We start from the raw sequence: 26,478 nt of genomic DNA, 5'->3' as shown, positions 1-26,478 counted from the left end.
GCTTGCAGCAGAATCTTTCCGCAAACGATGTTGTACCATGGCGTACCATGCTGGCGCCGGGCACGCGACGACAAAAATAATACGAGCGTTCTTTTATGCGGTATAGTGAAGCTTCATCCCTTGCAACCACCTCATCGCTGAGCAAAATCAATAAGGAAGAGACATGAGTGCTGAATATCAAGTGAACGGCGCCGTTGCCGTCATTACCCTCGCCAATCCGCCCGTCAATGGACTGGGCCTGGCCACGCGCACGGCCGCCGTGGCCGGCATCCGCCAGGCGCTGGCGGACGAGGCCGTCAAAGCCATCGTCATCACGGGCGCCGGCAAGGCCTTTTCGGGCGGCGCCGATATCAAGGAATTCAATTCGCCCAAGGCGCTCACGGAACCGACCCTGCACACCCTGATCAACGTCGTCGAGCAATCGACCAAGCCGGTGGTGGCGGCCATCCACAGCGTCTGCATGGGTGGCGGCCTGGAGTTGGCGCTGGGCTGCAACTATCGCGTGGCCGCGCCGGGCGCGCAGATGGCCTTGCCGGAAGTTAAACTCGGCATCTTGCCGGGCGCGGGCGGCACGCAGCGCCTGCCGCGCGTGCTGGGCCTGGAAATGGCCCTGAACATGATCGTTTCCGGCACGCCCGTCGCGTCTGAAAAACTGGCTGGCACGGCCCTGTTCGACGAAGTCATCGCCCCTGGCGCCGATTTGCTGGCCGCCGCCGTGGTCTTCGCCACCAAAGTGGCGGATGTGCGCCCGCTGCCGAAAGTGCGCGAGCGCAAGGTCGATTACCCGAACCACGAAGCGTTTTTGCAGTTTTCGCGCAATACGGTCAAAGCCATGTCCGGCCCGTTCCCCGCACCGCTGAAATGCGTCGATGCCGTGGCGGCCGCCGTGACGATGAAATTCGACGATGGCTTGAAATACGAGCGTGAACTGTTCATGCAGCTGGTGCAGTCGCCCGAATCGAAAGCCCTGCGCCACGCCTTCTTTGCCGAACGCGTTGCCAGCAAGGTGCCGGACGTGCCGTCCGACACGCCCGTGCGCACCATCGCCAGCGCGGCCATCGTCGGCGCCGGCACCATGGGCGGCGGCATCGCCATGAACTTCGCCAACGCGGGCATTCCCGTCATCTTGCTGGAAACGAGACAGGAAGCGCTGGACAAGGGCCTGGCCACCATCCGCAAGAATTACGAGAACACGGTGAAGAAGGGCAAGCTGACGCAAGAGAAGGCCGAGCAGCGCATCGCGCTCGTTAGCGGCACGCTGGCCTACGCCGACATTGCGCAAGCCGACATCGTCATCGAAGCCGTCTTCGAGGAACTGGGCGTGAAGGAAACCGTCTTCAAGCAGCTGGACGCCGTCATGAAGCCGGGCGCCATCCTCGCCTCGAACACGTCGACCCTGGACCTGGACAAGATCGCCGCGTTCACCCAGCGCCCGCAAGACGTGATCGGCACGCATTTCTTCAGTCCCGCGAACGTCATGAAGCTGCTGGAAATCGTCCGTGGCAAGGAAACCGGCAAGGACGTGCTGGCCACGGCGCTGGCGCTGTCGAAAAAGCTGAAAAAGACTGGCGTCGTCTCGGGCGTGTGCGACGGTTTCATCGGCAACCGCATGATCGAGCAGTACAGCCGCCAGGCCGGTTTCCTGCTGGAAGAAGGCTGTCTGCCGGAACAGGTCGACAAGGCGGTCGAGAAATTCGGCTTCGCCATGGGCCCGTTCCGCATGGGCGACCTGGCCGGCAACGACATCGGCTGGGCCATCCGCAAGCGCCGCTATGTGGAAAAACCGGAAGTGACGTATTCGAAGACGGCCGACCTGCTGTGCGAACTGGGGCGCTACGGCCAGAAGACGGGCGCCGGCTGGTATGACTACAAGCCGGGCGACCGCAAGGCGTATCCCTCGGAACAGGTCAACGCCATGATAGTCCAGCATTCCGCCGACATCGGCGTGGCACGGCGCAAGATCAGCGACCAGGAAATCGTCGAACGCCTCGTGTATGCGCTCGTCAATGAAGGCGCGCGCATCCTGGAAGAGGGCATCGCCCTGCGCGCCTCGGATATCGACATGGTGTATCTGACGGGCTACGGCTTCCCGCTGTTCCGCGGCGGCCCGATGTTCTACGCGGATACGGTCGGCTTGCCGAACGTGCTCGACACGATTGCCGGCTATGCGAAAGGCCGCCACGGCGAAGCGTGGACGCCGGCGCCGCTGCTGGTGAAACTGGCGGGCGAGGGCAAGGGTTTCAACAGCTGATGAGGCACGGTTGAAAAGATGTAGGTCGGATTAGCGAGGCTCCGCCTCGCGTAATCCGACAACATTGTTGGCCATAGCGGTGTCGGATTACGCGGCATGCCGCTAATCCGACCTACGCTTTTTACTTCTTCTTCGCCACCATCTTGACCGCCTCGTTGACGATGACGGGGTTGTCCTTCTGGATGTAGTAGCTGGCACCCGTGATGCGCTCGATGGCTGGCGCGCCGGACAGGCGCTGCCAATCCTTTTCCTGGGCCCGCACGACGTTTTCAAACGAGCCCATTTCCTCGATGCCGAACTTGTCGCGCACCAGCAGCATGGCGGGCACGCGCAGCGGGCTGCTCATGTCGACATGTTGCAGGCACTGCGTCTGGGCATCGAATTCGGCCGATTCCGTACTGTTGAACATCAGCTTGCGCCGCGTCTTCACGAGCATGGCGTAGGTGGACGCGTCCGTCTGCAGGCGGTTCCATTGCTGCGGGTGCGTGGGATCGAGCAAGACCAGGCCGGCCACGTCCTGCGGGTACAGCCTCGCATATACGTACTGGTACAGCCCGCCCAAGCCATGGCCGACCAGCACATACGGCGGTTTCAAGCCCGCTTGCGTCAGCAGGGCACGCTGCTGGGCAGCAATGGTGCAGGGATCGCGCGGCGTGGTGGTCTTTTTGCTGTCGCCGTAGCCGGGACGGTCGTACACGAGCACGCGGTGCTGCCTGGCCACTTCGGGCACCACCTTGGCCCACACGTCCTTGCCGTCGCCCATGGCCGACTGGAAGACCACGGGCAAGCCGCCCTGGCCGCTCAGGGTGTAGGCGATGCTGGCGTCGGGCAGGGCGGCGGTGGCCGGCACGCCTGGCATGACCGGGGTGGATGGCAACAGGGAGCAGCCGGAAAAACAGCCTGCCAGCAGCAAGCCGGCGCTGGAGAGGAGCATGGTGCGCGCGGGGCGGCCGACGAATAGATGATGCATGAATCTCCTTCTTGGTGCACGGACCGGGGACCGGTATGGCTTGCCAGCCATTATAGGCAAATCGTGCCGAAGTGGAAATGCCGAACAGAGGCGGATTTACCGTCCTGTCAGCCGGCGTCGGCGCGATGGCAGACGGCTTCGATGCGGTTGCCGTCCGGATCGAACAAAAAGGCCGCGTAATAGCTGGCGTGATAGTGGCGCAAGCCGGGCGCGCCCAGGTCGATGCCGCCATGCGCCAGGCCCGCGTGCCAGAACGCTTCCACGGCCGCGCGCGAGGAGGCCTTGAAGCAGCAATGGCGGCGCGGCGCGTCGTCGGGCTTGGGACCCAGGCGCACGGAAAAATAGCTGCGCTCGGGATACTCCGCATCGCTGCGCTCGCCGTAGCCTATCCAGGCGTTGGCATGGTCGCTGCCCACCTTGGGCACGTTCAGCGCGGCGAATATGGCGTCGTAGAAGCGCTCGGCGCGCTTCAGGTCGCTGACGGTGAGGGAAACGTGATCGAGCATGGGCACTCCGCTGTAAAAACAAGGACGGCCATAGCATAGCCCGGATCAGGGCGGCCGTGGGCGGGAGTGACCGAGTGATACTGTTGCTGGCTGACTGCCGGTTAAGGGCGGCTGGCGCACGCACATGGCGCATCGGCCGGGCAGGCGGGGCAGCGTGGCGCCGGGCGCGCCAGGCGGGCCACGATATTGCGGCTGATGACTTGCACGCGGGGCGCGAACAGCATCACGGCGCAGAAGGCCACGGGCCAGGCGGCAAAGAACGCGTGGCGCCAGCGGGGCAGGAAGTCGGCCTTCAGGCCGATATTCAGCCAGGTGACCCAGGCGCTCATCAGCAGGGTCATGACCAGCGACATCAGGAAGGCAAATACACAGCGCAAACGCAGGGCTTCGGACATGGCGCACTTTCAAGATATGAGGATATGGCAGCGTAACGACTTGCAGCAATCTATACTAGAGCCATATTTTTAATTTCAAATTCCGAAAATGCAATCATGCTTGATGACTTAGCCCTGTTTGTCGCCATTGTCGAGGCGGGTAGCCTGCATGCGGCGGCCGTGAAGGAAGACTTGCCCGCCGCGACGGTCACGCGCCGACTGCAAAAGCTGGAAAGCCAGCTCGGCTACCGCTTGCTCAACCGCAGCGCGCGCCGTCTGCAGCCGACGGCGGAAGGCTGGCAATACTACGAGCAGTGCCGCCCCCTCGTGCATGCCTTGCGGCAGGCGACGCAGCAGCTCGACGCCAGCCTGTCGGCCGTTTCGGGCAGCATCCGCGTGCTGGCGCCCGTCAACTTCGCCAGCGGCTTGCTGACGCCGGCCTGGGTCAGTTTCATGCAGAAGTATCCGGATATCCGCCTCGAGCTGGAACTGTCGAACCTGCTGCAAGACCTGGTGGGCAGCGGCGCCGACCTGGCCATCCGCGTGGGCGCGCTCGACGATTCCTCGCTGATGCAGCGCCGGCTGGGCAGTGCCGCGCTGGTGATGGTGGCCGCGCCCGGCTATCTGGCGCGCGCCGGTGTGCCGCGCGACTTGCAGGAATTGGAAAAGCACGAGCTGATCGTGGCCGAGCCGCTGCGCAGCTGGCGGCTGCGGCGGCCCGGCGACGGCGCCGAAATGGTGATCGAACCGCAGGCGCGCCTGCGCGTCAACGAGATGCGTCTGGCCGTGGAGATGGCCGACGCGGGCATCGGCATCCTGCTGTGCCCGCTTTTGCAATGCCGCGAGGAAGTGGCCCGGGGCAGCCTCGTGCGCGTCTTGCCCGACTGGATGCCGCAGCCGCGCCACGTGTATGCCGTGTGGACGCAGCGGCGCTACCTGCCGGCCCGCGTGCGCGTGCTGCTCGAGCACCTGGCGGCGTTTGCGGCGGATAATCCCTTGTTGAACGAGGAGCCGGGCGTTTAGCTTGCCTGTTGCTGCGCCAGCCACAGCGTGAACTGGCGCAGCGCTGGCGTAAAACCGCTGGCTGGCGCGGCACCGGGCCTGGCCTGGGCCAGGAAATACGCGATGGGCGCCTGCATGGCGGGAGAGTGCCGCAGCAACAGCGCGACATGCTCGTCCAGGCTGGCGGGCCAGCCTGGATCGCCAGCCTGGCGCAGGGTGTTGCAGGAACGGATCAGCTTGCGCGACGCTTCGCGCTGCAGGCGGGCGATGGCGGCAGGGTCGCGCTCGTCATCAAGGCGCTGCGCATACTCGTCCAGCACGCGGGCAAAGTCGCCATTCACGGCCAGGGCAATGGCGCGCGAGGGCGCGAACGGCGCAAAGTGCCGTGCCAGGTCTTCGCCCCACAGGCAGCGGCACTCGTGCTTGAGCCAGTAGCCCCAGCTGTACAGGTGTTCGGGCGCCAGTACCTGGGCCCGGTGGCCGATATCGAAATCGATCTTCATGACTTCCCGGTGGCGCGCCTGCAAGGCCAGGCGCAGCGCCTCCAGCGCGCCGGCCTGCTGCTGCGTGGGCGGATGGCGCAGCACCAGGGTCAGGTCGAGGTCGGATACGTCCGGCGTGGCGTCGCCGCGGGCGATGCTGCCATACAGGTATATGCCGTCCAGCAAGTTACCGGCGTGCGCAGCCAGGCTGGCGCAAACGTCTTGCAGCAAGGCGTCGAAATGCTGCTGCAGCGGGCCGCAGGGGGCGGGAGGAATGGTCGGCATGCCTGGTACGAATCCGCTGGGAGAAACTGCCACCATAGCATGCAGTGGCGGGCGAGCAGGCAATCCTTTCCATTAAGTAATACCGAGCGCTTGTACTTTTCGTCAAGATCGCGTTAAGATAAAGCTGCCCGCTTATCCAGTGGGCAATCTGGTGTTTTTTCGCGCAATCCCGTCCCTATCCATGAGAGTAGCAATGAAATATCTGATCATTCCCTTCTTGCTGGCCATCACTGGCTGCGAAGTACTGTATGACGCAAACCGGGACAAGATCGGCGAGTATTGCAACAGCCTTAATAATTTTGACGACCGAAATGCCTGCCGCAAGCGCAACCAGACCAGCTACCAGGAATACGTGCAGCAGCGCGACCAGCTGAAAAAGGGCAAGAGCGACAAGTAAGTTCGGCAAGTTTGCCGCCGCAGACGCCGCAGACGCTGCATAAAAAAACAAACGCCGCTGACGAGTCAGCGGCGTTTTGCTTTGCGAACCCCGGCCTTGCGACCGGGTCATGCATCAGATCAATCGTCGGCGTAGATATTGTTGTCCTTGGTTTCCTTGACGAACAGGGTGCCGATCACGACAGTCGCCAGGGCGACGACGATCGGATACCACAGGCCGTAATAGATATCGCCCTTGAATGCCACCAGCGCGAAGGCCGTGGTCGGCAGCAGGCCGCCGAACCAGCCGTTACCGATATGGTAGGGCAGGGACATCGAGGTGTAGCGGATACGGGTCGGAAACATTTCCACCAGCATGGCGGCGATCGGGCCATACACCATGGTCACGTACAGCACCAGGATGAACAGCAGCAAGACGACCATCGGCTTGTTGATCTGGTCCGGATCGGCTTTCGCAGGGTAGCCCGCTTCCTTGATGCCGGCGCCCAGTTCTTTCTTCAGCGCCGCTTCGTGGGCCTTGCTTTCCGCATCGAAGTTCAAGCCATCGGCCGTCATGACGGCGTTAAACGACGTGAATTCCTTCGTGCCGATGCGTACCTTGGCGATGCTGCCTGCCGGTGCGTCTTCCTTCGTGTAGTTCACCGAGCTGTTCGACAGGAAGCCCGTGGCGATGTCGCACGACGATGGGAATTTCTTCGTGCCCGTCATGTTGAACTGGAAGTGGCAGGAAGCAGGATCGGCGACCACCACCACTGGCGAGTTCTTCAGTGCCGCTTCCAGCTGCGGATTGGCGAAGTGGGTCAGGCCGTTGAAGATCGGGAAATAGGTCGCAGCGGCGATCAGGCAGCCGCCGAGGATGATGTACTTGCGGCCGATGCGGTCGGACAGGCTGCCGAAGAACAGGAAGAATGGCGTGGCCAGCAGCAGGGCGATGGCGACGAGCACGTTGGCCGTTGCCAGGTCCACTTTCAGCGTCTGGATCATGAAGAACAGGGCGTAGAACTGGCCCGTGTACCACACGACAGCCTGGCCGGCCGTCAGGCCGATCAGGGCCAGGATGACGATCTTCAGGTTTTTCCACTGGCCGAACGCTTCCGTCAGCGGGGCTTTCGAGGTCTTGCCCTCGGCCTTCATCTTGGCAAACGCCGGCGATTCATTCATGGCCAGGCGGATCCACACGGAAATACCCAGCAGGATGACGGAGACCAGGAAGGGAATGCGCCAGCCCCATGCCTCGAAATCCTTCTCGCCGGTCGCCAGGCGGGTACCCAGGATGACCATCAGCGACAGGAAGAAGCCCAGGGTTGCCGTCGTTTGTATCCACGCCGTGAACGCGCCGCGCTTGCCTTCAGGCGCGTGCTCGGCCACATAGGTGGCTGCGCCGCCGTATTCGCCGCCCAGCGCCAGGCCTTGCAGGATGCGCAGGAAAACGAGGATGATCGGTGCCGCGATGCCGATGGAAGCGTGGCCCGGCAGCAAGCCGACGATGAAGGTGGAGCCGCCCATGATCAGGATGGTGATCAGGAAGGTGTACTTGCGGCCGATCATGTCGCCCAGGCGGCCGAAGACGAGCGCGCCGAACGGACGCACGATGAAGCCGGCGGCAAAGGCCAGCAGCGCGAAGATGAAGGTGGTAGTAGGGTCGCCGATGAAGAATTGCTTGGCGATGATGGAAGCGAGCGAACCGTACAGGTAAAAATCGTACCATTCAAAGACGGTGCCCAAGGATGATGCAAAGATGACCTTGCGTTCCTCAGGCGTGATCGGAGTGCCTTTGGTGGAAAATTTCCGTACGTCGGCCGAGCCGGATGGTGATGCCATGTTTTGTCTCCCTATGTTTTATAGTGAACTGGTGCCGCGGTCTTTTTGACCATTCTTGCAACAGCTGGAGGCGAGTGTGTTCTCCGAACCTTACGTCATGCTTGCTTGAAACTTACACCAAGCTTACTAGTGATGCGCGCCAGAACTTTGCGAACGATCGTACTTAAATGTGCTATTCTGATTCCGCAGATATCCCACCCCATAATATTCCCCAAAGGAGACACAGCATGAATGAAGCCGTCATCGTATCGACCGCCCGCACGGGCCTGGCCAAGTCCTGGAAGGGCGCGTTCAACATGACGCATGGCGCCACCCTGGGCGGCCACGTGCTGGCGGCCGCCGTCGAGCGCGCGCGCATCGAGGCGGAGGAAGTGGAAGACGTGCTGGTCGGCTGCGCCTTCCCTGAAGGCGCCACGGGCGGCAACATCGCGCGCCAGGTGGCCTTGCGCGGCGGCTGCCCCGTCACGACGGCCGGCATGACCGTCAACCGTTTCTGCTCGTCTGGCTTGCAGGCGATCGCCCTGGCGGCGCAGCGCATCATCGCCGGCGAAGGCGATATCTATGCGGCCGGCGGCGTGGAATCGATTTCCTGCGTGCAAAATGAAATGAATACGCATATGTACCGCGACGTCTGGCTGCAGCAGCACAAGCCGGAAGTGTACTGGCCCATGCTGCAGACGGCCGAAACCGTGGCCAAGCGCTACCAGATCTCGCGCGAACGCCAGGATGTGTATGGTGCGCAAAGCCAGCAGCGCGCCGCCGCGGCCCAGGCGGCCGGCCTGTTCGATGCGGAAATCGTGCCGATGACCACCATCATGGGCGTGGCCGACAAGGCTAGCGGCATGCTGGTGTCGCGCGAAGTGACGATCTGCGCCGATGAAGGCATCCGTGCCGACACGACCTACGACGGCGTGGCGAAGATCCGGCCGGCCATCCCGGGCGGCGTCATCAGCGCCGGCAATGCCAGCCAGTTTTCCGATGGCGCGGCGATGGCCATCGTCATGAATGCGAAAGTGGCCGAAGCGAAAGGGCTGCAGCCGCTGGGCATCTTCCGCGGTTTTGCCGTGGCCGGCTGCGAACCCGATGAAATGGGCATCGGCCCCGTGTTTGCCATCCCGAAACTGCTGAAAAAGGCGGGCTTGACTGTCGCCGACATCGGCCTGTGGGAACTCAACGAAGCGTTCGCCGTGCAAGTGCTGTATTGCGCCGACACCCTGGGCATCCCCATGGAGCGCCTGAACGTCAACGGCGGCGCGATTGCCGTCGGCCACCCGTATGGCGTGTCGGGCGCCCGCCTGACGGGCCATGCCCTGATCGAAGGCAAGCGCCGTGGCGTCAAATACGTGGTGGTGACCATGTGCATCGGCGGCGGGCAGGGCGCGGCCGGCCTGTTCGAAGTGCTGTAAGGCAGGTGTTATCCAGTCTGCGGGCGGCTTACCAGGCCGCCCGTTTGCATTGCGCGCCCGTTTCCTGCAAGGCGCGCCGATAGCGGGTACAGTAATGCTTCATTAATAAACAACCAGCCTGCCACCATGATCAAGCACATCGTTTTCTGGAAACTGTTAGACCACGCCGAAGGCGCCGACCGCGCCACGAACGCCTTGAAACTGAAAGCCCTGCTCGATTCCTGCTCCAACCTGGTGCCCGGCATCCTGGCATTCGAAGCAGCCGTGGCCCAGCCGGGCCTGGAAGCCACCTACGACATCGTCCTGTACAGCGAGTTCGCCAGCCGCGAAGCGCTCGACGCCTACCAGAACCATCCCGAGCACGTGAAAATCAAGCCGTTTTTTGGGGCTGTGCGGGAAGCGCGGCAGTGCATGGATTACGAAGTGTAGTGACACCGAACCAAACCTACTGCGCGTCGGTATAGGTGGCCTGCGATGCTCACCGCCTCGGCGGCCCCGTACTTCGGTACGGTTGCGCTTCTCGGCCACCTCTCCCTTCCGCTCGCTACGGTTTTGTTCGGTGTCGTGAATATCAATGTTAGCCATCAACTTTATTGACAGGAGCCTTCATGACAACCTACCAACGCATCGTCCTCGCCTCGCGCCCCACGGCTGAAGTGCAGCCGGATAACTTCCGTCTGGAAACTGTCGAGATTCCCGCCATCCAGGATGGTCAATTGCTGGTGCGTAACCAGTATCTGTCGCTCGACCCCTATATGCGCGGACGCATGAGCGCCAATAAAAGCTATGCGGCGCCGCAGGCGCTTGATGAAACCATGATCGGCGGCACGGTGGGCGTGGTGCTGGAATCGAAGCATCCGAAGTTTGCCGTGGGCGACATGGTGGTGGGGACGTTGGGTTGGACGGAAGTGGCCGTGTCGGACGGCACGATGCTGCGCAAGGTCGACACGACGCACATCCCTGCCTCGGCCTACCTGGGTTCCGTCGGCATGCCCGGCATGACGGCCTGGTATGGCTTGAACCAGATCATGGCGCCGAAAGCGGGCGAAACGGTGGTCGTGTCGGCCGCCAGCGGCGCCGTGGGCAGCGTCGTGGGCCAGTTGGCGAAATTGAAAGGCTGCCGCGTCGTCGGCATCGCCGGTGGTGCCGACAAGTGCGCGTATGTCGTCAAGGAACTGGGTTTCGATGCCTGCGTCGACTACAAGGCGGGCAAGCTGGAGGCCGACCTGGCGACGGCCACGCCGGACGGCATCGACGCCATCTTTGAAAACGTGGGCGGCGCCATCTTCGATGCGGCCCTGGCGCGCACCAACGCGTTTGGCCGGATCGCCGTGTGCGGCTGGATCGCCGGCTACAACGGCGAGCCGACGCCGCTCGACAATGCGCGCCTGATCCTCACCAACCGCCTCACCGTGCGCGGCTTCATCGTGTCGGAACAGCCGGAATTCTGGCCGCAAGGGTTGGCGGAACTGGGTACATTGGTGGCGACCGGCAAGTTGAAATTCCGCGAATCCGTGGCCGATGGCCTGGCCAGCGCGCCGGAAGCGTTCATCGGCCTGTTAAAAGGGCGCAACTTCGGCAAGCAGTTGGTCAAGCTCAGCTGATCTCTCTGTGGAAAGGCAGGCCGTGCGACAATAACGGCCTGTCTCTTTCTACATTACACCATGACCAATCACACCATCCGCCTCGGCGACTGGGCCACCCTGGGCCCCGACGCCACCGCCATCCGTTTCGAAGTCTTTGTCGATGAACAGAAAGTGCCGGCCGAGATCGAACTCGACGACATGGATGCCGTCTGCCTGCACGCCGTCGCCTACGACGACGCCGGCAACGCCATCGGCACGGGACGTTTATTGCCAGACGGCCACATCGGCCGCATGGCCGTGCGCCAGCCGGGCCGCGGCACGGGCGTGGGCGGCGCCATTTTGACCTTGCTGATGGACAAAGCCCGCGAACGTGGCGATGCAGCGGTGGTGCTGAACGCGCAAACCGTGGCCGCGCCATTCTATGCGCACCACGGTTTCGTGCAGCAGGGGGAACAATTTGAAGAGGCGGGGATTGCGCATGTGGAGATGCGGCTGGTGTTCTAGGGTGTTGTCGGATTACGCGCTGCGCGCTAATCCGACCTACGACGTCAACGGTAGGTCGGGTTAGCGCGCAGCGCGTAACCCGACACCACCAGCACAATCAGTTCTGCGCGTGGCTCTGGCGCCATTTATCCAGAATCACGGCCAGCACGATCACGACACCTTTCGCCACATACTGCCAGAACGACGACAGTCCCAGAATCGTCAAGCCATTGTTCATCACGCCGATGATCAGGGCGCCGATGACGGTGCCCCAGACGGAGCCCACGCCGCCCATCAGGCTGGTGCCGCCCAGCACGACGGCCGCGATGGCGTCCAGCTCATATCCCGTGCCCCAGTTGCCGTTGGCCGCATACAGACGGCTGGCCGACATGGCGCCGCCCAGACCCGCGAACAGGCCGCTGATCGTGTAGACAAACATCAGCACGAGGCCGACCTTGATGCCCGTCAAGCGTGCCGCCTGGATATTGCCGCCGACAGCATAGATATGCAGGCCCAGGGTGGTCTTGCGCAGGATGAACCACGTCAGCACGACGACGGCCGCGGCCAGCCAGATCAGCCAGGGCACGGCCAGGAAGCTGCCGTTACCCATCCATTCGAAGCTGGGGATTTCCGTGTTCAGCACGCTGGTGCCGTCGGCGAACAGGTAGGCCGCGCCGCGCAGGGCCGTCATGGTGCCCAAAGTCACCACGAACGGGTTCAGGCCGACGAGGGCCACCAGCACGCCATTGAGCGCGCCCAGCAGCAGGCCGACGATGAGGAAGGCGGGAATCGAGAAACCGGCGAACTGGGCTGACAGCGACATCAGCATGCCTGCCACGGCCGAGACGGCCAGCACGGAGCCGACGGACAAATCGATGCCGCTCGTCAGAATGACGAAGGTCATGCCCGACGCCAGCACGATATTGATCGACACCTGGCGGAAGATGTTCATGGTGTTATTGCTGGTCATGAACGTCGACGTGCCATCGGCCGAGAAGTACACGGTCAGGCCATACATGGCCAGGTAGAGCACCACCAGCACGGGCAGCATGCCCAGGCGGCGCATCAGGTTCGAGGCATTGAAGGGTTCGCCGGCGCGCGCGGCGCCGCGGGTGGTAGTCGTTGTCATGTTGAATCTCCTGAATGATTATTTAAGACGTATTCTTAAAACGCCTGACAAAACCGTAGCGAGCGGATGTGGGTTGTGGTTGAGACGCGGAACTGTGCGGATGCACAGTGAGCATCGGAAACCGCAACCCGCGACGCGCAGTAGGTTTTGACAGGTGTTTTTATGCCGCTTCCAGCTGCGTGGCATAGGCAAGGATGTTTTCCTGCGTAATGTCGTCGCCCGTCACTTCGCCCGTCAGGCGTCCTTCGCACATCACCATCACGCGGTCGCAGATGCCGACCAGTTCGGCCAGTTCGCTGGAAATGCACAGCACGGCCGTGCCCGCATCGGCCAGCTGGTGGATGATCTTGTAGATTTCGCTCTTCGCGCCCACGTCCACGCCCCGCGTCGGTTCGTCGAGGATGAGGACCTTGGGCGCGATGGCCAGCCAGCGCGCCAGCAAGACTTTTTGCTGGTTGCCGCCGGAGAGTCCGCCGACGATGCCTTCCGGTCCCGACACTTTCACGTTGAGGTTGGCAATTGCCTCGCGCGTCAGCTGGGTCAGGGCGCCACGGTTGACGACGCCCGCCGTGGAGTGCTTGGAGAGAATGTTCATCGACATGTTTTCCATGGCCGACAATTGCATGAACAGGCCCAGGCTCTTGCGGTCTTCCGGCAGGTAGCCGATGCCGTGGCGGATGGCTGCCAGCGGCCGGTGGATGTGCACCTCCTGGCCGTCGAGCCATACTTGCCCCGATTGCTTCTTGTCGGCGCCAAAGATCAGGCGCGCCAGTTCCGTGCGGCCTGCGCCGACCAGGCCGGCAAGTCCCGTCACTTCACCCGCATGCAGCGCGAACGAGGCGGGTTTGACCTTGCCGCCGCCCACGTTTTCCACGCGCAGGCGCTCGGCGCCCCGCGTGGTGCGCCGCTGGTGCGCATAAAAGTCGTCGGCGGGGCGGCCCACCATCATTTGCACGACTTTCTTTTGATCCAGCTCATCCTTGCCCAGTTCGCCCACATAGGCGCCGTCGCGCAGCACGGTGATGCGGCGCGCCAGGCGTTCCACCTCGGCCATGCGGTGGCTGATGTAGAGCACGGCCAGGCCCTTGTCGCGCTGTTCTTCGATGATGCGGAACAATTGTTCGGTTTCCCGGTCGGACAGCGCGGCAGTGGGCTCGTCCATGATCAGGATGCGGCTTTCGTGCACGAGGGCGCGGGCGATTTCCACCTGCTGCTGCTCGGCGATCGACAGGGTCGAGACCATGGTGTCCGCGTCGAAGCGGGAACCGAGGTCGGCCAGGATGGCATTCGTGCGCGCGCGCATTTCTCCACCCTTGACGGTCCAGAACGGTCCTTGCGGTTCGCTGCCCATGAAGACGTTCTGCGCCACCGTCATGTTCCTGGCTACGCTCAATTCCTGGTAGATCAGGTTGATGCCCAGCGCGCGCGCCTCGCCCGGGTTGCGGATACGAATCGGCTTGCCGTCGAGGATGATCTCGCCCGCGTCCGGCGTGTACACGCCGGATAAAATCTTCATCAGGGTGCTCTTGCCGGCGCCGTTCTCGCCCATCACGGCATGGATTTCGCCGCTGCGCACCGTCAGGTGCACGCCGCGCAGCGCGCGCGTGGCGCCAAAGCGCTTCTCGATGCCGCGCATTTCAAAAATAATATCGTCGCTCATGACTGTCCTTCCTTGCTGGTGAAACTGGCGCCGCCTGCCAACTGGCTGGCGGCGCCACGTGGTTCAGGTCAGGCAGATCAGTTCTTTACCCAGCCCGTGTAGGTGGCGACGTTTTCCTTGGTGATGGCCGGGGTCGGCAACAGCACCATGGTCTGTTTCGGCGTGCGACCGTTCATGATGTCGTAGCCCATCTGCACGGCGTCGGTGGCCATGCGGTACGGGTTTTGCGCCGAGGTGGCGGCAAACAGGCCGGCCTTGTTTTTCAGGGCGTTCTGGCCATCGGGCGCGCCGTCGACTGCCGTGATCAGTTTCACGTCCGTGCGCTTCGATTGCTTGATCGCCAGTTCGGCGCCGATGCCGGTCGGGTCGTTGATGGCGAACACGCCGTCGATCTTCGGATGGGCCGTCAGCAGGTTCGACATCACGGTCATGCCGCCGTCGCGGCTGCCGCCGGCGTTCTGGTTGTCGGACAGGATCTTGATATCCTTGAACGCGGCCAGAGTTTTCTTGCAACCGTTGACGCGGTCGATCACGGAGGTGACGGGCGGGCCGTTCAGGATCACCACATTGCCCTTGCCGCCGATCTGCTTGGCCAGGTAGGCGCACGACACGTCGCCGGCCATGGTGTTATCGGACATCACGGTGGCCGAGGCGCCCACGGCGCCCACGTCGACGGCGATCACGACCACGCCCGCATTGCGCGCTTTCTTGATGGCTGGCGCGATGCCCTTGGAATCGACGGCGTTCAGGATGATGATGTCGGTTTTATTGGCGATGAAGTTCTCGATCTGGTCCACCTGGGTGTTCAGGTCATACTTGCTGGACACCGTGGTGACTTTCACGCCAGGGCCGCCGAGCTTTTTCGCGCTTTCTTCCGCGCCGCGGCCAATCGCCACGAAGAACGGGTTGGCCAGGTCGCCCACGCTCACGCCGATCGATTTCAGCGGTTTGTCAGCAGCGAAAGCGCCGCAGGCGGCGGACAGCAGCAGGGAGGCGGTAATGACTTTTTTCATGAGGATCTCCAAGGGTTTTTATTGTAAAAAACAAACGGTGCTACGGTAAAAACTGGGTGCAAACTTATTGATTGCGTAATTTCTCGATCATGGCGTCCAGCTTGCCCGCATCGACGGCAAAGCCGCGGATGCCTTCGGCCAGTTTTTCGGTGGCCATCGCGTCGTCGTTCAAGGCGTAGCGGAAAGCGGCTTCGTCATACGTGAAGGCAGGTTGTGCCGCGCCCAGGTCGCCGCCCAGGGCGCGCTCGAATGGCGCATCTGTCGCTTCCAGCTTGGCCAGCAGATCCGGGCTGATGGTCAGCAAGTCGCAGCCGGACAGGGCCGTGATCTGCCCCACGTTGCGGAAGCTGGCGCCCATCACTTGCGTGGCGATGCCATGTTGTTTGTAGTAATTGAAGATGCGCGTGACCGACTGTACTCCTGGATCATTGGACAGGCTGCGCGCCGCTTCGTCCCATGCCGCGCCCAGCGATTTTTTATGCCAGTCGTAGATGCGGCCCACAAACGGCGAAATCAGGCGCACTTTCGCGTCGGCGCAGGCGACGGCCTGGCAAAACGCGAATAGCAGGGTCAGGTTGCAAAAGATGCCGTCCTTTTCCAGCTCGCGCGCCGCCTGGATGCCCTCCCAGGTGGCGGCAACCTTGATCAGCACGCGCTCGCGGCTGATGCCGGCTTGCTCGTACAGGGCGATCAGGCGGCGTCCGCGGGCGACGGTGGCGTCGCGGTCAAAGCTCAAACGGGCATCAACTTCCGTCGATACGCGGCCCGGCACGACCTTTAAAATTTCCAGGCCGAAGCGCACCAGCACCTGGTCGACGATATCGTCCAGCGAAGCGGATTGATGCGCGGCGACCGTGCTTTCCAGCAAGGGTGCGTAATCGGGCTGCAGCACGGCCTTCAAGATCAGCGAGGGATTGGTGGTGGCGTCTTGCGGCGCGAAGCGCGCCAGTTGCAAAAAGTCGCCCGTGTCGGCGACGACGGTGCTGTATTGCTTCAATTGTTGCAGCTGATTCATTACTATTCCTTATCACTGAGTTGGTGCAAGGCTTGCACGGCGGGAAACAGGCTACGGTAGCGACCGTAACGGATGCTCAAGGCTGCGTTGTGCGCGGCATCGGGCAGGAAAATGTTTTTGATGGGCAAGCCCTGCGTCAGCAGGCTGGTGTCGCCGATGGCGGCAAAGCCCAGCTTGGCCGCGCCCAGGCTGGCGGACAATTCGCTGTTGTGCAGGGTGCGCATTTCGCGTCCCAGCACATTGGCCAGCAATTGCGCCCAGTACTGGCTGCGCGCGCCGCCGCCCACCAGCATGCAGTGGGGAACGACGGCGCCCGTCGACGTGACGGCGGCCATGGCGTCGCGCAAGGCAAAGGCCACGCCTTCGAGCACGGCGTAGCCGAGCTGCGCCGGCGTGCTGTCGTGGCCCAGTTGCAAAAAGGCGCCGCGCACTTGCGGGTCGTTATGCGGCGTGCGCTCGCCCGACAGATACGGCAGGAACAGGGGCGCGGACGGCGCGATGGGGGCATCGAGCGGCAAGCCCGCTTCCACCAGCGCCAGCAGGGCTGCCTCGTCGGGCTGGCCCAGCACGCCCGTCGCCCAGCGCAGACAGCTGGCGCCCGACAGGATCGCGCCCATCGCATACCAGCGGCCGGGCAGGGCGTGGCAAAAGCTGTGCACGCCACCGGCCGGGTTGCCCAAAGGCGCTTCGGTGACGGACACGATGGCGGCGCTGGTGCCCAGCGAGATAAAACTGTCGCCGCCATTGACGGCGCCGATGCCCACGGCCGAGACGGGATTGTCGCCGCCGCCGCCCGCCACCACCACACCCGCCGGCAAGCCCAGCTGGTCGGCGATGGACGCCAGCACGGTGCCCGTGGCGGCGTCGCCTTCGGCCAGCGCCGGCATCTGTTCTGGGTGCAAGCCGCAGGCGGCCAGCATGGGCGCGAACCAGGCACGGTTGGCCTCGTCCAGCCACAGGGTGCCGGCCGCGTCGGACATGTCCGTCAGCTTGATCCCCGTTAATTGCAGGCGCAAATAGTCTTTCGGCGACAGCAAACAGGCGATGGCGGCAAAGGCGACCGGCTCATGCGTTTGCAGCCACAGCAGTTTTGGCGCCGTCAGGCCCGCCATGGGCAGGCTGCCCGTCACATCCGCATATGCGGGATAGTCGCGCGCCAGGCTGGCCGCTTCGGCCTCGGCGCGCGCATCGTTCCACAGGATGGCGGGACGGATCACGGTATCGTTGGCGTCGAGCAGCACGGCGCCGTGCATCTGGCCCGACAGGCCGATGCAGGCGATGCGGGCATAGTCCTGCGGCCAGCCCGCGCGCAGCTGGCCCAGCGCGTTGACGCAGGCGGCCCACCAGTTTTGCGGCGCCTGTTCGGACCAGCCTGCTTGCGGGCGGCTGGTGTCGATGCGCACGGACGCCTGGCCGCGCACGCTGCCAGAGCTGTCCATCAGCACGGTTTTCAGTTCGGAGGTACCGAGGTCGATACCGAGGGAAATCGCTGGATGCATGGTGTGTCTATATGTAAAGGTCAGGGGCAGCCGCAGGAATTGCGTACGCGCAAGGTTGGCGACAAGCGCTGCACGTGCTGGGCGATGCCCGGATTGGCGATACGGTCGATCAGGAGGTCGACGGCCATGGCGCCCAGCTCTTCGAGCGGCTGTGCCATCACGGTGAGGCGGGGGCTGAAGTAATCGGCCCAGTCGAAATCATCGAAGCCGGCCAGCGCGACGTCTTGCGGTACCGCAATGTGCGCATCGCGCAAGGCATGCATGGTGCCGATGGTCATCAGGTTATTGCCGGCAACGATGGCCGTGGGACGCTGTGCGGCGGGCAGGGCCAGCAATTCGCGCGTGGCTGCGCCGCTGCGCTCGAGGTTCGAATCGCCCGAGCGCAGCAGTTCCGGGTCAAAGGCGATATTGGCGCGTTGCAAGGCCAGGCGGTAGCCTTCGATACGCTCGTCCGTCGTGGACAGGCCGGGCGCGCCCGCGATGAAGCCGATGCGGCGGTGGCCATGGGCCGCGATCAGATGGCTGACGAGCTGGGCCGTCGCCTCGATGTTTTCCACGCCCACCTGGTCGAACGGTTGCGGCGACATGCGGTCGACCAGCACGGAAGCGATCTTGTTGCTGGTCAAATAGTCGAGGGCGCGGTTGTGCGGATCGCCGGATGGCGCCAGCACGATGCCGTCGACCCGGCGCTGGTGCAAGTTCTGCACCACTTTCAACTCCTGCTCGGGGTCGTCATGCGTATCCGAAAACAGCATCATCAAGCCGTGGCGCGTGCAGGCAGCCTCGATGGCGCGCACGGTTTCGCTGAAATAATGATTGGTGAAGGCGGAAATGGCCACGCCGATGGTGCCCGACGAGGAGCCGGCCAGCGCGCGCGCCAGCATGTTCGGCACATAGCCGATCTGCTGCATGGCCGCGTTGACGGCGGCGACGGTTTTCGGGCTGACCTTGCGGGTGCCGTTGACTACGTGAGAGACGGTCGACAGCGATACGTCCGCCGCCCGCGCTACATCTTCCATGGTGGCCATGGTGTCTCCTGAGGTTTTTTTATTATTGTGTACTGCGATTGGGTGCGGCTGTGTCGCCGCGATTGAAGCTATCGTAAACAAAAGAAAGCGCTTGCGCAAGCGCTTTCTTTTTTCTGCGGATGGATGGCGGGTGGCTTGTCGATGAGGACAGGGGAAGCTTGCGCAGGTCGGATTAGCGCGCCGGAGGCGCGCGTAATCCGACATCGGGGACGGCGGTGATGCCGCTTGAGTGTGGTGGTGGTGTCGGGTTACGCGCTGTGCGCTAACCCGACCTACTGTATCACCAGCTCATGCAATTCGCCGGGAGAATCCGGGAACAGTTTCACGACGGTGGAAGTGCGCGTGCCGTAGCCCGGCGTTTCGATGCAGACGGCGGACAGTACGCGTTCGAGGTCGAGCGGCACGCCTGTGTCCGGCAAGCGGAAATCGGGCGCGCGCGTGGTGTCGGCCAGCATGTCGAAATACGCTTCATCGGGCGCACCCTGGCATAGCAGGCTGGCGAACTGGGCCTTGGTCTTCAGGACCTTCGGCCACGGCGCGTCCAGCAGGGCGTTCGACAGGCCGTAGATGCCCGGCTCCAATGGCTGGCCATTGCGCGCATCGCCGTCGCCCCGGTTGGAAAACCAGATCAGGGTGTCCGCGTCGCCCAGCACCAGGTTAAAACCGTTGTAGGCTGTGCAGCCGGGACGGATTTGCGCGATGTAATCCTGTGGCGACATGTCGCCGGCCAGATAATCGGCTACCAGGGCGCCGCGCGAGGGGGCGTCCGGGTTGCGGTCTTGCGGGCTGCGGATATTCGTGATGGCGGCAAAGCGCGAGCTGCCGCTGCCGGCCTGGGTGATGCCCATCCAGCTGCCGCCCGCCTGCAGGTCGCGGCCCGCATACACTTGCGGGTGCTCGGGCCATGCGCCGGCGGGGGCGCTGGCGCGTTCATAGAATTCGTCGCGGTTGGCGGCGGCAATCAGCGGGATGTGCGGATTGACTTTCCAGGCAAAAACGATCAGGCACATGGAGGCAAATCCATGAACACTTCCGTATGGCGCGCGCCAGCCGTCAAGGACAGCAAGCCCGCTTCGTCGGACGCGCTGGCCAGCAGTTCCGCAAAGCCTTCGCCGACGACGGGGTAGATTTCCATCCACGTCTGCAAGCCATCCTTGGCGTCAGGGCGGCGCTTCAATTGCGGCGCCACGCCGGACGCGGCAGCCAGTTTTGCCTGCAAGGCACGGACCCTGGCTTCCAGTGCCTGGGCGTGCTCTTCCTTGACCTGGTAATAAATGTACAAATCTTTCATGGCATTCTCACAAGTCGAGTGCGTCTAGCACGTAAGGCATGGACAGGAACTGCACGTGAGCGCCCAGGGCCGAACGGTAGCGCACGGCGCCGGCGGCGCTTGCACCTTCTTCGATCGCCCCCAGCTTCATTTCAACGAGGGCGTCGATGCCGCCATCACCGTTGGGTGCGGCGTTGACGACCATGCCGCAAGGCTGCTCGGGGTCGCTGACGGCAAACAGTTCACCGCCGGCCACTACCGAGGGATCGGCAATGCTGACGAGGGTGGTGCGGCGCTTGAGCTTGCCCAGGTACTGGCTGCGCGCGACGATTTCCTGGCCCGGGTAGCAGCCTTTCTTGAAATTGACGCCGCCCAGCAGCTCGAAGTTGACCATTTGCGGCACGAACTGCTCTTGCGTGGCGGCCGTGATCTGCGGGATGCCCGCGTGGATCTCCGACAAGCGCCAGGCGTCAATCCCGCCCTTGGCGAGCGTTTGCGCCAGCTGCGACCACACGTCGCGCGCCGTGGCGGCCGACGTCAGCCATTCATAGCGGGCGCTGCCGAACGCATCGGCCACTCGCAGCAGGGTGCCCAGTTCATGCTCGACCTTGCTGAACGGCGTGGCGGGCAGGGCCGGGAACCAGGCGGACAGGGCCGCGCTGGCTTGCTTGCCGCCCAGGCCGAGGACAACTTGATTGGCTGCATCAAGGGATGCATCGTGCAGCTTGGCCTTGGCGCGCAGCACGAACATCTGCAGACGCTTCTGGATGGTCGGCTGTATGGCGCGCGGCAATTGCAGATAAATGGTGGTGGCGTTGCGCCACATCAGGAAACTGGCCAGCAGCCGGCCTTTCGGCGTGCAGTAGCCGGCCAGGCGCACTTGCTCCTGGTTCAGGTGTTCCACATCGTTGGTCAGCTGGCCGTGCAGGAAACTGGCCGCATCGTCGCCGCTCAAGCCGATCAAGCCCTGGTCCGTGATGGCCGCGACAAAACCTTCTTGCAGCTGGGGCACTGTCAGGGACTGGCCGAAATCATGGATAGGGACGGCGGTGATGGGGGCGGTGCCGTCAGGCGCGCCATCGATGGCAACGGGGCGGGCGCCTTGGGCTGTTAAAAATTGATTCCAGTTATTCATAATTTCCATTAGATCAGCGATTAAGCATTATCATTACGGGTTCATTATAGTGATGTCGCGCAGATTGCGTCGGCAACGGCAAGATTGCCAGTGTTGGCGCCGCTTTGCGCGCACTTGCTTCACAAATGAACGATCATAACAAGCGGACGTTGGCCATCAGCGCCCGCATCACAAGAATCGGAACAATGGCTTTCTTTAAAAAACTTGTAGTCAGTTCAGTCATCGCCGCTATCGGTGTGGGCGGTACTTTTGTGTACTGGGCGCAGCAGCCCATCACCACGGATGGAGAAGCGATTCCGTTTACGATCAGCCCGGGCAGCGGCGCGCATGCGGCCGGCCAGCAGATCGCGGACGCGGGCGTGCCCATCGTGCCTATCCTGTTCAACATGCTGGCGCGCATCGAAGGCAAGACCTCGAAGATCAAGGCCGGTTCCTATGAGCTGAAACCGGGCACCACGCCGCAGCGTTTGATCACGCAGCTGGCGCGCGGCGAATTCGCGCAAGAGTCGCTGACCATCATCGAAGGCTGGACCTTCAAACAGATGCGCCTGGCGATGGCCAACCATCCCGGCCTCAAGCACGATACTGCAGGCCTGTCCGACAAGGAACTGATGGCGAAAATCAGCCCGGAATATGTGCACCCGGAAGGTTTGTTCTTCCCGGATACGTATCTGTTTGCCAAGGGCGCCAGCGAAATGCAGATTTTCAGGCAGGCACACACGGCCATGATCGGCCGCCTGTCCGAAGCGTGGGACAAGCGCGATCCCGCCTTGCCGTATAAAAACCCGTATGAAGCGCTGATCATGGCTTCCATCGTGGAAAAGGAAACGGGGCAAAAGTCCGAGCGCGCCATGATTGCCGGCGTGTTCGTCAACCGCCTCAAGACGGGCATGCTGCTGCAGACGGACCCGACTGTGATCTATGGCATGGGCGACAACTACCAGGGCAAGATCCGCAAACGCGACCTGGAAGCGGACACCCCGTACAATACGTACACGCGCGGCGGCTTGCCGCCCACGCCGATCGCCCTGGCTGGCGCGCAATCGCTGACGGCGGCGCTGGCGCCGGCCCGCACGCAAGCGCTGTATTTCGTGGCGCGCGGCGACGGCACCAGCCAGTTCTCGGCCAACTTGCCCGACCATAACCGCGCCGTGAATCAATACCAGCGTTAATTATTTCAAACTAGAAGCTTCATGACACCACAATATCAACCCCGCTTCATCACCTTCGAAGGCATCGATGGCGCGGGCAAGTCGACGCATATCGGCTTTGTCACCGACTACCTGCAGCAGCGGGGCGTGCGCCTCGTTTCATCGCGCGAACCGGGCGGTACCAGCCTGGGCGAAAAGCTGCGCGAACTGCTGCTGCATGAAAAGATGCACCTGGAAACGGAAGCCTTGCTGATGTTCGCCAGCCGCCGCGAACATATCGCGCAAGTGATCGCGCCAGCCCTCGATCGGGGCGAGTGGGTCATTTCCGACCGCTTCAGCGATGCCAGCTTCGCCTACCAGGGCGGCGGCCGGGGCATGGACTTGCGCAAGATGGAAGCGCTGGAAGCGTGGGTGCACCCGCACTTGCAGCCGGACCTGACGTTCCTGTTCGACGTGCCGCTGGCCGTGGCCCGTGCCCGCCTGGACGCCACGCGTGCGCTCGACAAATTCGAGCAGGAGCAGGCCGATTTCTTTGCCGCCACGCGCAACGAGTATCTGCGCCGCGCGGCCCAGTTCCCGGAACGCTTCCGCATCATCGATTCCACGCAAAGCATTGCCGATATTCAAGTACAGCTGGCAAAACTGCTTGATGTATTGCTTGAGCAAAGTATTGCAAGCCACTGATTGACAAGGAATAAAATGAACAGTCCTCTCTATCCGTGGCAACAGGACGCCTGGCAGCAATTGCAAGCCCTGCGACCGCGCATGCCGCACGCCATTTTGTTCCATGGCGCGCAGGGCATTGGCAAGGCCGACTTCATCGAGCATTTCGCGCAGGCATTGCTGTGCGAAGACGTGCGAGCCGACGGCCATGCCTGCGGCGCGTGCGCCTCATGCGGCTGGTTTAGCCAGGGCAACCATCCCGATTACCGCCGGGTCCGTCCGGAAGCGCTGGAAGACGACGTGGCCGACGACGGCGAAGAGGGTGAGGGCGCGAAGAAAAGCGCCAAGACCAAGACGCCGTCAAAAGACATCAAGATCGAGCAGATCCGCAACCTGGCCGACTTCATGAACATCTCCACGCACCGCCAGGGCTTGCGCGTGGTGGTGCTGTACCCGGCCGAAGCGCTCAACACGCCCGCGTCCAACGCCTTGCTGAAAACCCTGGAAGAGCCGCCGCCGGGCACTTTGTTCTTGCTGGCATCGAACAGCCTGGACCGCTTGCTGCCGACCATCTTGTCGCGCTGCAGGAAATTCGCCTTGCCGATGCCCAGCCACGAGCAGGCCTTGACGTGGCTCAAGCAGCAAGGCTTGAACGATGCGGACAGCTGGCTGCGCGAGCAGGGCGGCGCGCCGCTGGCCGCGCTGGCCCAGTCCGAGTCGGGCGGCCGCGAAGAAACGGAACAATTGCTGCAGGTGCTAGCCAACCCGGGCGTGGAAGCGGCCCTGAAAGCGGCGGACAAATTACAGAAGTCTCCGCTGGCACCGCTCGTGGCATCGCTCCAGCGCTGGCTGTACGACGTGTTTTCCGTCAAATTGTCCGGCACCATCCGCTACTACCCGCGCCACCGGCGCGAACTGGAAGCGCTGGCAGGACGCATCAACGTGAGCCGGTTGATGGCCGCGATCAAAGCTGCCAATGAGCGCCGGGCGATTGCCGAACACCCCTTGTCGCCCAAGCTGTTTTTGGAAGACATGCTGCTCGACTACGCATCCAGTTGTCAATAAAATCAAGTGCTTGCGAAGTAAAGTTAAAGTAAATCATCTCTTTCTTGACGGAGGGGCAGACTCGCCGCATCGTTTGCCACACCTGGCCCCCGGTGTTACAGTCAAGGCACTGGACAGCAACGGAGGCGTGCATGAAACGAGTCACTGGCATCGGCGGCATCTTTTTCCACGCGCAAGACCCGGCCGCGCTGCGCGCCTGGTACCAGCGCCACCTGGGCCTGGACGTGCAGCCGTGGGGCGGCGCCGCCTTCACCTGGGCGGACGCCGATGGCAAGCCCACTGGCGGCACCACTATCTGGTCCGTCGCGGCCAATGACAACGAACAATTCGCGCCCGGTAAGGCGTCCTTCATGATCAACTACCGCGTCGACGACCTCGACGCGTTGCTGCAAGCCCTGCGCGACGAGGGCTGCAACGTGCTGGAAAAGGCGCCCGATTCCGAATATGGCCAGTTCGGCTGGGTCATCGATCCTGAGGGCAACAAGGTGGAGCTGTGGCAGCCGCCGCAGGGGCAGTAGGCGAACTGCGCGGGAGTCGTCAGCGGCAGGACGGATTTGCGCCTTCCCCCTGCCAGATTCCGCCCGCTCCGGTACAATCCCGCCTTATGTATATCGATTCCCATTGCCATATCAATTTCCCCGAGCTGGCTGCTCGCATGCCCGAGATCCTCGCCAAGATGGCCGAGAACAAGGTGACACACGCCTTGTGCGTGTCCGTCGACTTGCCGGACTTTCCGCAGGTGCTGGCCCTGGCCGAGCAGTATCCGCATATCTTTGCTTCCGTCGGCGTGCATCCCGACTACGAGGACACGCCTGAGCCGTCCGTGGAAGACCTGGTCCGCTTGGCCGACCATCCGAAGATCATCGCCATCGGCGAGACGGGCCTCGACTATTTCCGCCTGACGGGCGACCTGGAGTGGCAGCGCGAGCGTTTCCGCACTCACATCAAAGCTTCAAGAATCACGCGCAAGCCCTTGATTATTCACACAAGAGCGGCCAGTGAAGACACCATACGCATCATGCGCGAAGAGGGCGCGGGCGTGTCCGACGGCGGCGTGGCCGGCGTCATGCATTGCTTTACGGAATCCCTGGAAGTGGCGCGCGCCGCCATCGCCATGGGTTTCTATATTTCCTTTTCCGGCATCGTCACGTTCAAGAGCGCGAAAGACTTGCAGGCCGTGGCCCTGGAAGTGCCGCTCGAGCGCATCCTCATCGAAACGGATTCGCCATACCTGGCGCCCGTGCCGTTCCGCGGCCGCATGAACGAACCGGGCTATGTGGCCCACGTGGCGGAATACCTGTCGACCCTGAAAGGCATCCCGCTGGACCAGGTGGCGAAGCAGACGACGGATAATTTCTTCAAGTTATTCAATCAGTTGCCATAACTTCTTAAGGTCAGTCATGATGAAAAAACTCGCCCTGGCGATGCTGCTGTGCTGCGCCACCGCCAGCCAGGCGGCGCCGGAACCGGACGCCTTCTTCCGCGCCGTCTCCGTGAATAATGCCAGCGGCGTGCGCAGCATGCTGGCGGAAGGCATGAATCCGAACCAGCCTGACGCGCAGCGGGGCGACATTCCCCTCGTGCTGGCCTTGCGCGACGATGCGGACCGGGTATTCCAAGTGTTGCTCGATGCTCCCGGCATCGACCTGGAAGCCCGTTCAGCCAATGGCAATACGGCACTGATGATGGCCGCCTACAAGCACAAGCAGGACGCCGTGAACGCCTTGCTGGCCAAGGGCGCCAAGGTCAACCAGGGCGGCTGGACGGCGCTCCACTATGCGGCCTCGGCAGGCGACCTGCCCATCATGAAGATACTGCTCGACCGCGACGCCGTGGTCGATGCGCTTGCGCCCGCCAACGTCACGCCGCTGATGTTCGCCGCCCGCGAAGGACAGGAGGGCGCCGTCAAGCTGCTGTTGTCCTGGGGCGCGGACGCCAGCCTGAAAAGCGGCCATGGCTGGACAGCCGTGCAGTTTGCCCAGGCGGGCGACAAGCCCGGCGTGGTCGCCATCATCGAAGCGGCACAGAAGGCGCGCGCAGCCCGCAAGTGATGTTTTAACTTCAATATTTTCCATGCCAGCGCTGAAACTGGCATGGAATTGCCTCTCACCTCAGCCCTTTGTTCTCCCTGCCGATTAACGATAATGATCGTGTCGCATTAATCAGGAGATACGTCGCATGGGTCATCACATCACCGTCAGGCGCCGGCTGTATTGTCGCCGCCCCTCGCGCAGCCCGTGCGATATCACTGCTTTCTGGAATGACAAAACCGATCGGCCATCGGAGCC

The 26,478-nt window shown here is 62.9% G+C and carries 27 protein-coding genes; 13 read left to right on the top strand and 14 right to left on the bottom strand.

Features of this window, described 5'->3' with window-relative positions:
• The first annotated feature begins 163 nt into the window (after positions 1-163).
• A complete protein-coding gene (locus U0004_RS16415; RefSeq protein WP_070259473.1) occupies positions 164-2,251 on the top strand; it encodes a 3-hydroxyacyl-CoA dehydrogenase NAD-binding domain-containing protein in 2,088 nt (695 codons plus the stop codon).
• 121 nt (positions 2,252-2,372) lie between these two features.
• Here U0004_RS16415 and U0004_RS16410 read toward each other — a convergent pair whose 3' ends face one another.
• The 3 genes from U0004_RS16410 to U0004_RS16400 form a co-directional block, all read right to left on the bottom strand.
• Complete coding sequence (locus tag U0004_RS16410) at positions 2,373-3,221, bottom strand: alpha/beta fold hydrolase (protein ID WP_070259475.1); 849 nt, start codon at positions 3,219-3,221, stop codon at positions 2,373-2,375.
• A 107-nt stretch (positions 3,222-3,328) separates the two neighbouring features.
• Positions 3,329-3,727, bottom strand: coding sequence for a VOC family protein (locus U0004_RS16405; RefSeq protein WP_070259477.1), 399 nt, complete (start codon positions 3,725-3,727; stop codon positions 3,329-3,331).
• Between the two features lie 101 nt (positions 3,728-3,828).
• On the bottom strand, positions 3,829-4,122 hold the full coding sequence (locus U0004_RS16400) for a DUF2798 domain-containing protein (RefSeq protein WP_070259479.1): 294 nt from the start codon (positions 4,120-4,122) through the stop codon (positions 3,829-3,831).
• 96 nt (positions 4,123-4,218) lie between these two features.
• On the opposite strand from U0004_RS16400, the gene U0004_RS16395 reads away from it, so the two are divergent.
• On the top strand, positions 4,219-5,124 hold the full coding sequence (locus U0004_RS16395; protein ID WP_034784612.1) for a LysR family transcriptional regulator: 906 nt from the start codon (positions 4,219-4,221) through the stop codon (positions 5,122-5,124).
• Here the strand turns inward: U0004_RS16395 and U0004_RS16390 are convergent.
• Positions 5,121-5,870, bottom strand: coding sequence for a nucleotidyltransferase domain-containing protein (locus tag U0004_RS16390; RefSeq protein ID WP_115057504.1), 750 nt, complete (start codon positions 5,868-5,870; stop codon positions 5,121-5,123). The genes U0004_RS16395 and U0004_RS16390 overlap by 4 nt on opposite strands.
• Before the next feature lie 193 nt (positions 5,871-6,063).
• On the opposite strand from U0004_RS16390, the gene U0004_RS16385 reads away from it, so the two are divergent.
• A complete protein-coding gene (locus U0004_RS16385) occupies positions 6,064-6,267 on the top strand; it encodes a hypothetical protein (RefSeq protein WP_034784610.1) in 204 nt (67 codons plus the stop codon).
• Positions 6,268-6,386: 119 nt separating this feature from the next.
• Here the strand turns inward: U0004_RS16385 and U0004_RS16380 are convergent, their stop codons facing one another.
• Positions 6,387-8,087: an MFS transporter gene (locus tag U0004_RS16380; RefSeq protein WP_070259483.1), complete on the bottom strand. Its 1,701-nt coding sequence runs from the start codon at positions 8,085-8,087 to the stop codon at positions 6,387-6,389.
• A 227-nt stretch (positions 8,088-8,314) separates the two neighbouring features.
• Between U0004_RS16380 and U0004_RS16375 the strand changes: the two genes are divergently transcribed.
• From U0004_RS16375 to U0004_RS16360, 4 genes are all read left to right on the top strand, one after another.
• Positions 8,315-9,493 (top strand): acetyl-CoA C-acyltransferase, encoded by a 1,179-nt coding sequence (locus tag U0004_RS16375; protein ID WP_070259485.1) that lies wholly within the window; start codon positions 8,315-8,317, stop codon positions 9,491-9,493.
• 126 nt (positions 9,494-9,619) lie between these two features.
• Entirely contained in the window at positions 9,620-9,922 is a 303-nt protein-coding gene (locus tag U0004_RS16370; protein WP_070259487.1) for a Dabb family protein, read from the top strand.
• Positions 9,923-10,101: 179 nt separating this feature from the next.
• The gene (locus U0004_RS16365) at positions 10,102-11,097 is read left to right on the top strand and encodes an NADP-dependent oxidoreductase (protein WP_070259489.1); all 996 of its coding nucleotides are present in this window, start codon (positions 10,102-10,104) and stop codon (positions 11,095-11,097) included.
• A 60-nt stretch (positions 11,098-11,157) separates the two neighbouring features.
• Positions 11,158-11,583 (top strand): GNAT family N-acetyltransferase, encoded by a 426-nt coding sequence (locus U0004_RS16360; RefSeq protein WP_070259491.1) that lies wholly within the window; start codon positions 11,158-11,160, stop codon positions 11,581-11,583.
• A gap of 97 nt (positions 11,584-11,680) precedes the next feature.
• Here U0004_RS16360 and U0004_RS16355 read toward each other — a convergent pair whose 3' ends face one another.
• From U0004_RS16355 to ygfZ, 9 genes are all read right to left on the bottom strand, one after another.
• Positions 11,681-12,691, bottom strand: a complete 1,011-nt coding sequence (locus U0004_RS16355) for an ABC transporter permease subunit (RefSeq protein ID WP_070260493.1) — start codon at positions 12,689-12,691, stop codon at positions 11,681-11,683.
• A gap of 160 nt (positions 12,692-12,851) precedes the next feature.
• Positions 12,852-14,351: a sugar ABC transporter ATP-binding protein gene (locus tag U0004_RS16350; protein ID WP_034784605.1), complete on the bottom strand. Its 1,500-nt coding sequence runs from the start codon at positions 14,349-14,351 to the stop codon at positions 12,852-12,854.
• A 77-nt stretch (positions 14,352-14,428) separates the two neighbouring features.
• A complete protein-coding gene (locus U0004_RS16345; RefSeq protein WP_077404737.1) occupies positions 14,429-15,364 on the bottom strand; it encodes an ABC transporter substrate-binding protein in 936 nt (311 codons plus the stop codon).
• 64 nt (positions 15,365-15,428) lie between these two features.
• Positions 15,429-16,379 carry a transaldolase gene (gene tal, locus U0004_RS16340; RefSeq protein WP_070260491.1) on the bottom strand — a complete coding sequence of 317 codons (951 nt, stop codon included), beginning with the start codon at positions 16,377-16,379 and terminating at the stop codon, positions 15,429-15,431.
• A 2-nt stretch (positions 16,380-16,381) separates the two neighbouring features.
• Positions 16,382-17,866, bottom strand: coding sequence for a xylulokinase (gene xylB / locus U0004_RS16335; protein ID WP_218566053.1), 1,485 nt, complete (start codon positions 17,864-17,866; stop codon positions 16,382-16,384).
• 32 nt (positions 17,867-17,898) lie between these two features.
• A complete protein-coding gene (locus U0004_RS16330; RefSeq protein WP_070253758.1) occupies positions 17,899-18,906 on the bottom strand; it encodes a LacI family DNA-binding transcriptional regulator in 1,008 nt (335 codons plus the stop codon).
• A 272-nt stretch (positions 18,907-19,178) separates the two neighbouring features.
• The gene (locus U0004_RS16325) at positions 19,179-19,916 is read right to left on the bottom strand and encodes an NRDE family protein (RefSeq protein WP_070253757.1); all 738 of its coding nucleotides are present in this window, start codon (positions 19,914-19,916) and stop codon (positions 19,179-19,181) included.
• Positions 19,907-20,197 (bottom strand): DUF4936 family protein, encoded by a 291-nt coding sequence (locus U0004_RS16320; RefSeq protein ID WP_070253756.1) that lies wholly within the window; start codon positions 20,195-20,197, stop codon positions 19,907-19,909. Before U0004_RS16320 ends, U0004_RS16325 begins: the two co-directional genes overlap by 10 nt.
• Positions 20,198-20,204: 7 nt before the next feature.
• On the bottom strand, positions 20,205-21,320 hold the full coding sequence (gene ygfZ / locus U0004_RS16315; protein WP_070253755.1) for a CAF17-like 4Fe-4S cluster assembly/insertion protein YgfZ: 1,116 nt from the start codon (positions 21,318-21,320) through the stop codon (positions 20,205-20,207).
• A 176-nt stretch (positions 21,321-21,496) separates the two neighbouring features.
• On the opposite strand from ygfZ, the gene mltG reads away from it, so the two are divergent.
• From mltG to U0004_RS16285, 6 genes are all read left to right on the top strand, one after another.
• Positions 21,497-22,483, top strand: coding sequence for an endolytic transglycosylase MltG (gene mltG, locus U0004_RS16310; RefSeq protein ID WP_034784598.1), 987 nt, complete (start codon positions 21,497-21,499; stop codon positions 22,481-22,483).
• Between the two features lie 21 nt (positions 22,484-22,504).
• The gene (gene tmk, locus U0004_RS16305; protein WP_070253754.1) at positions 22,505-23,146 is read left to right on the top strand and encodes a dTMP kinase; all 642 of its coding nucleotides are present in this window, start codon (positions 22,505-22,507) and stop codon (positions 23,144-23,146) included.
• Positions 23,147-23,161: 15 nt separating this feature from the next.
• Positions 23,162-24,190, top strand: a complete 1,029-nt coding sequence (locus U0004_RS16300) for a DNA polymerase III subunit delta' (protein WP_034784596.1) — start codon at positions 23,162-23,164, stop codon at positions 24,188-24,190.
• Positions 24,191-24,321: 131 nt separating this feature from the next.
• The gene (locus U0004_RS16295; RefSeq protein WP_070253753.1) at positions 24,322-24,708 is read left to right on the top strand and encodes a VOC family protein; all 387 of its coding nucleotides are present in this window, start codon (positions 24,322-24,324) and stop codon (positions 24,706-24,708) included.
• 86 nt (positions 24,709-24,794) lie between these two features.
• Positions 24,795-25,574 carry a TatD family hydrolase gene (locus U0004_RS16290; protein ID WP_034784594.1) on the top strand — a complete coding sequence of 260 codons (780 nt, stop codon included), beginning with the start codon at positions 24,795-24,797 and terminating at the stop codon, positions 25,572-25,574.
• Between the two features lie 16 nt (positions 25,575-25,590).
• Entirely contained in the window at positions 25,591-26,241 is a 651-nt protein-coding gene (locus U0004_RS16285; RefSeq protein WP_081345422.1) for an ankyrin repeat domain-containing protein, read from the top strand.
• Positions 26,242-26,478 lie beyond the last annotated feature (237 nt).

Source organism: Janthinobacterium lividum (genome assembly GCF_034424625.1).
In the GTDB taxonomy this organism is placed as follows: Bacteria; Pseudomonadota; Gammaproteobacteria; order Burkholderiales; family Burkholderiaceae_D; genus Janthinobacterium; species Janthinobacterium lividum.
The sequence above is the reverse complement of the archived record's forward strand: the minus strand, read 5'-3'. Positions and strand labels throughout refer to the sequence as shown.

What these genes read in the sequence shown, in the direction of transcription:
- U0004_RS16390 (WP_115057504.1), bottom strand. Translation starts at nt 5,870, where the DNA reads ATGCCGACCATTCCTCCCGCCCCCTGCGGCCCGCTGCAGCAGCATTTC.
- tal (WP_070260491.1), bottom strand. Translation starts at nt 16,379, where the DNA reads ATGAATCAGCTGCAACAATTGAAGCAATACAGCACCGTCGTCGCCGAC.
- U0004_RS16380 (WP_070259483.1), bottom strand. Translation starts at nt 8,087, where the DNA reads ATGGCATCACCATCCGGCTCGGCCGACGTACGGAAATTTTCCACCAAA.
- U0004_RS16360 (WP_070259491.1), top strand. Translation starts at nt 11,158, where the DNA reads ATGACCAATCACACCATCCGCCTCGGCGACTGGGCCACCCTGGGCCCC.
- U0004_RS16375 (WP_070259485.1), top strand. Translation starts at nt 8,315, where the DNA reads ATGAATGAAGCCGTCATCGTATCGACCGCCCGCACGGGCCTGGCCAAG.
- U0004_RS16405 (WP_070259477.1), bottom strand. Translation starts at nt 3,727, where the DNA reads ATGCTCGATCACGTTTCCCTCACCGTCAGCGACCTGAAGCGCGCCGAG.
- U0004_RS16295 (WP_070253753.1), top strand. Translation starts at nt 24,322, where the DNA reads ATGAAACGAGTCACTGGCATCGGCGGCATCTTTTTCCACGCGCAAGAC.
- U0004_RS16320 (WP_070253756.1), bottom strand. Translation starts at nt 20,197, where the DNA reads ATGAAAGATTTGTACATTTATTACCAGGTCAAGGAAGAGCACGCCCAG.
- U0004_RS16300 (WP_034784596.1), top strand. Translation starts at nt 23,162, where the DNA reads ATGAACAGTCCTCTCTATCCGTGGCAACAGGACGCCTGGCAGCAATTG.
- U0004_RS16330 (WP_070253758.1), bottom strand. Translation starts at nt 18,906, where the DNA reads ATGGCCACCATGGAAGATGTAGCGCGGGCGGCGGACGTATCGCTGTCG.
- tmk (WP_070253754.1), top strand. Translation starts at nt 22,505, where the DNA reads ATGACACCACAATATCAACCCCGCTTCATCACCTTCGAAGGCATCGAT.
- U0004_RS16385 (WP_034784610.1), top strand. Translation starts at nt 6,064, where the DNA reads ATGAAATATCTGATCATTCCCTTCTTGCTGGCCATCACTGGCTGCGAA.
- U0004_RS16290 (WP_034784594.1), top strand. Translation starts at nt 24,795, where the DNA reads ATGTATATCGATTCCCATTGCCATATCAATTTCCCCGAGCTGGCTGCT.
- ygfZ (WP_070253755.1), bottom strand. Translation starts at nt 21,320, where the DNA reads ATGGAAATTATGAATAACTGGAATCAATTTTTAACAGCCCAAGGCGCC.
- U0004_RS16370 (WP_070259487.1), top strand. Translation starts at nt 9,620, where the DNA reads ATGATCAAGCACATCGTTTTCTGGAAACTGTTAGACCACGCCGAAGGC.
- U0004_RS16415 (WP_070259473.1), top strand. Translation starts at nt 164, where the DNA reads ATGAGTGCTGAATATCAAGTGAACGGCGCCGTTGCCGTCATTACCCTC.
- mltG (WP_034784598.1), top strand. Translation starts at nt 21,497, where the DNA reads ATGGCTTTCTTTAAAAAACTTGTAGTCAGTTCAGTCATCGCCGCTATC.
- U0004_RS16365 (WP_070259489.1), top strand. Translation starts at nt 10,102, where the DNA reads ATGACAACCTACCAACGCATCGTCCTCGCCTCGCGCCCCACGGCTGAA.
- U0004_RS16350 (WP_034784605.1), bottom strand. Translation starts at nt 14,351, where the DNA reads ATGAGCGACGATATTATTTTTGAAATGCGCGGCATCGAGAAGCGCTTT.
- U0004_RS16395 (WP_034784612.1), top strand. Translation starts at nt 4,219, where the DNA reads ATGCTTGATGACTTAGCCCTGTTTGTCGCCATTGTCGAGGCGGGTAGC.
- U0004_RS16345 (WP_077404737.1), bottom strand. Translation starts at nt 15,364, where the DNA reads ATGAAAAAAGTCATTACCGCCTCCCTGCTGCTGTCCGCCGCCTGCGGC.
- U0004_RS16325 (WP_070253757.1), bottom strand. Translation starts at nt 19,916, where the DNA reads ATGTGCCTGATCGTTTTTGCCTGGAAAGTCAATCCGCACATCCCGCTG.
- U0004_RS16285 (WP_081345422.1), top strand. Translation starts at nt 25,591, where the DNA reads ATGATGAAAAAACTCGCCCTGGCGATGCTGCTGTGCTGCGCCACCGCC.
- U0004_RS16410 (WP_070259475.1), bottom strand. Translation starts at nt 3,221, where the DNA reads ATGCATCATCTATTCGTCGGCCGCCCCGCGCGCACCATGCTCCTCTCC.
- U0004_RS16355 (WP_070260493.1), bottom strand. Translation starts at nt 12,691, where the DNA reads ATGACAACGACTACCACCCGCGGCGCCGCGCGCGCCGGCGAACCCTTC.
- U0004_RS16400 (WP_070259479.1), bottom strand. Translation starts at nt 4,122, where the DNA reads ATGTCCGAAGCCCTGCGTTTGCGCTGTGTATTTGCCTTCCTGATGTCG.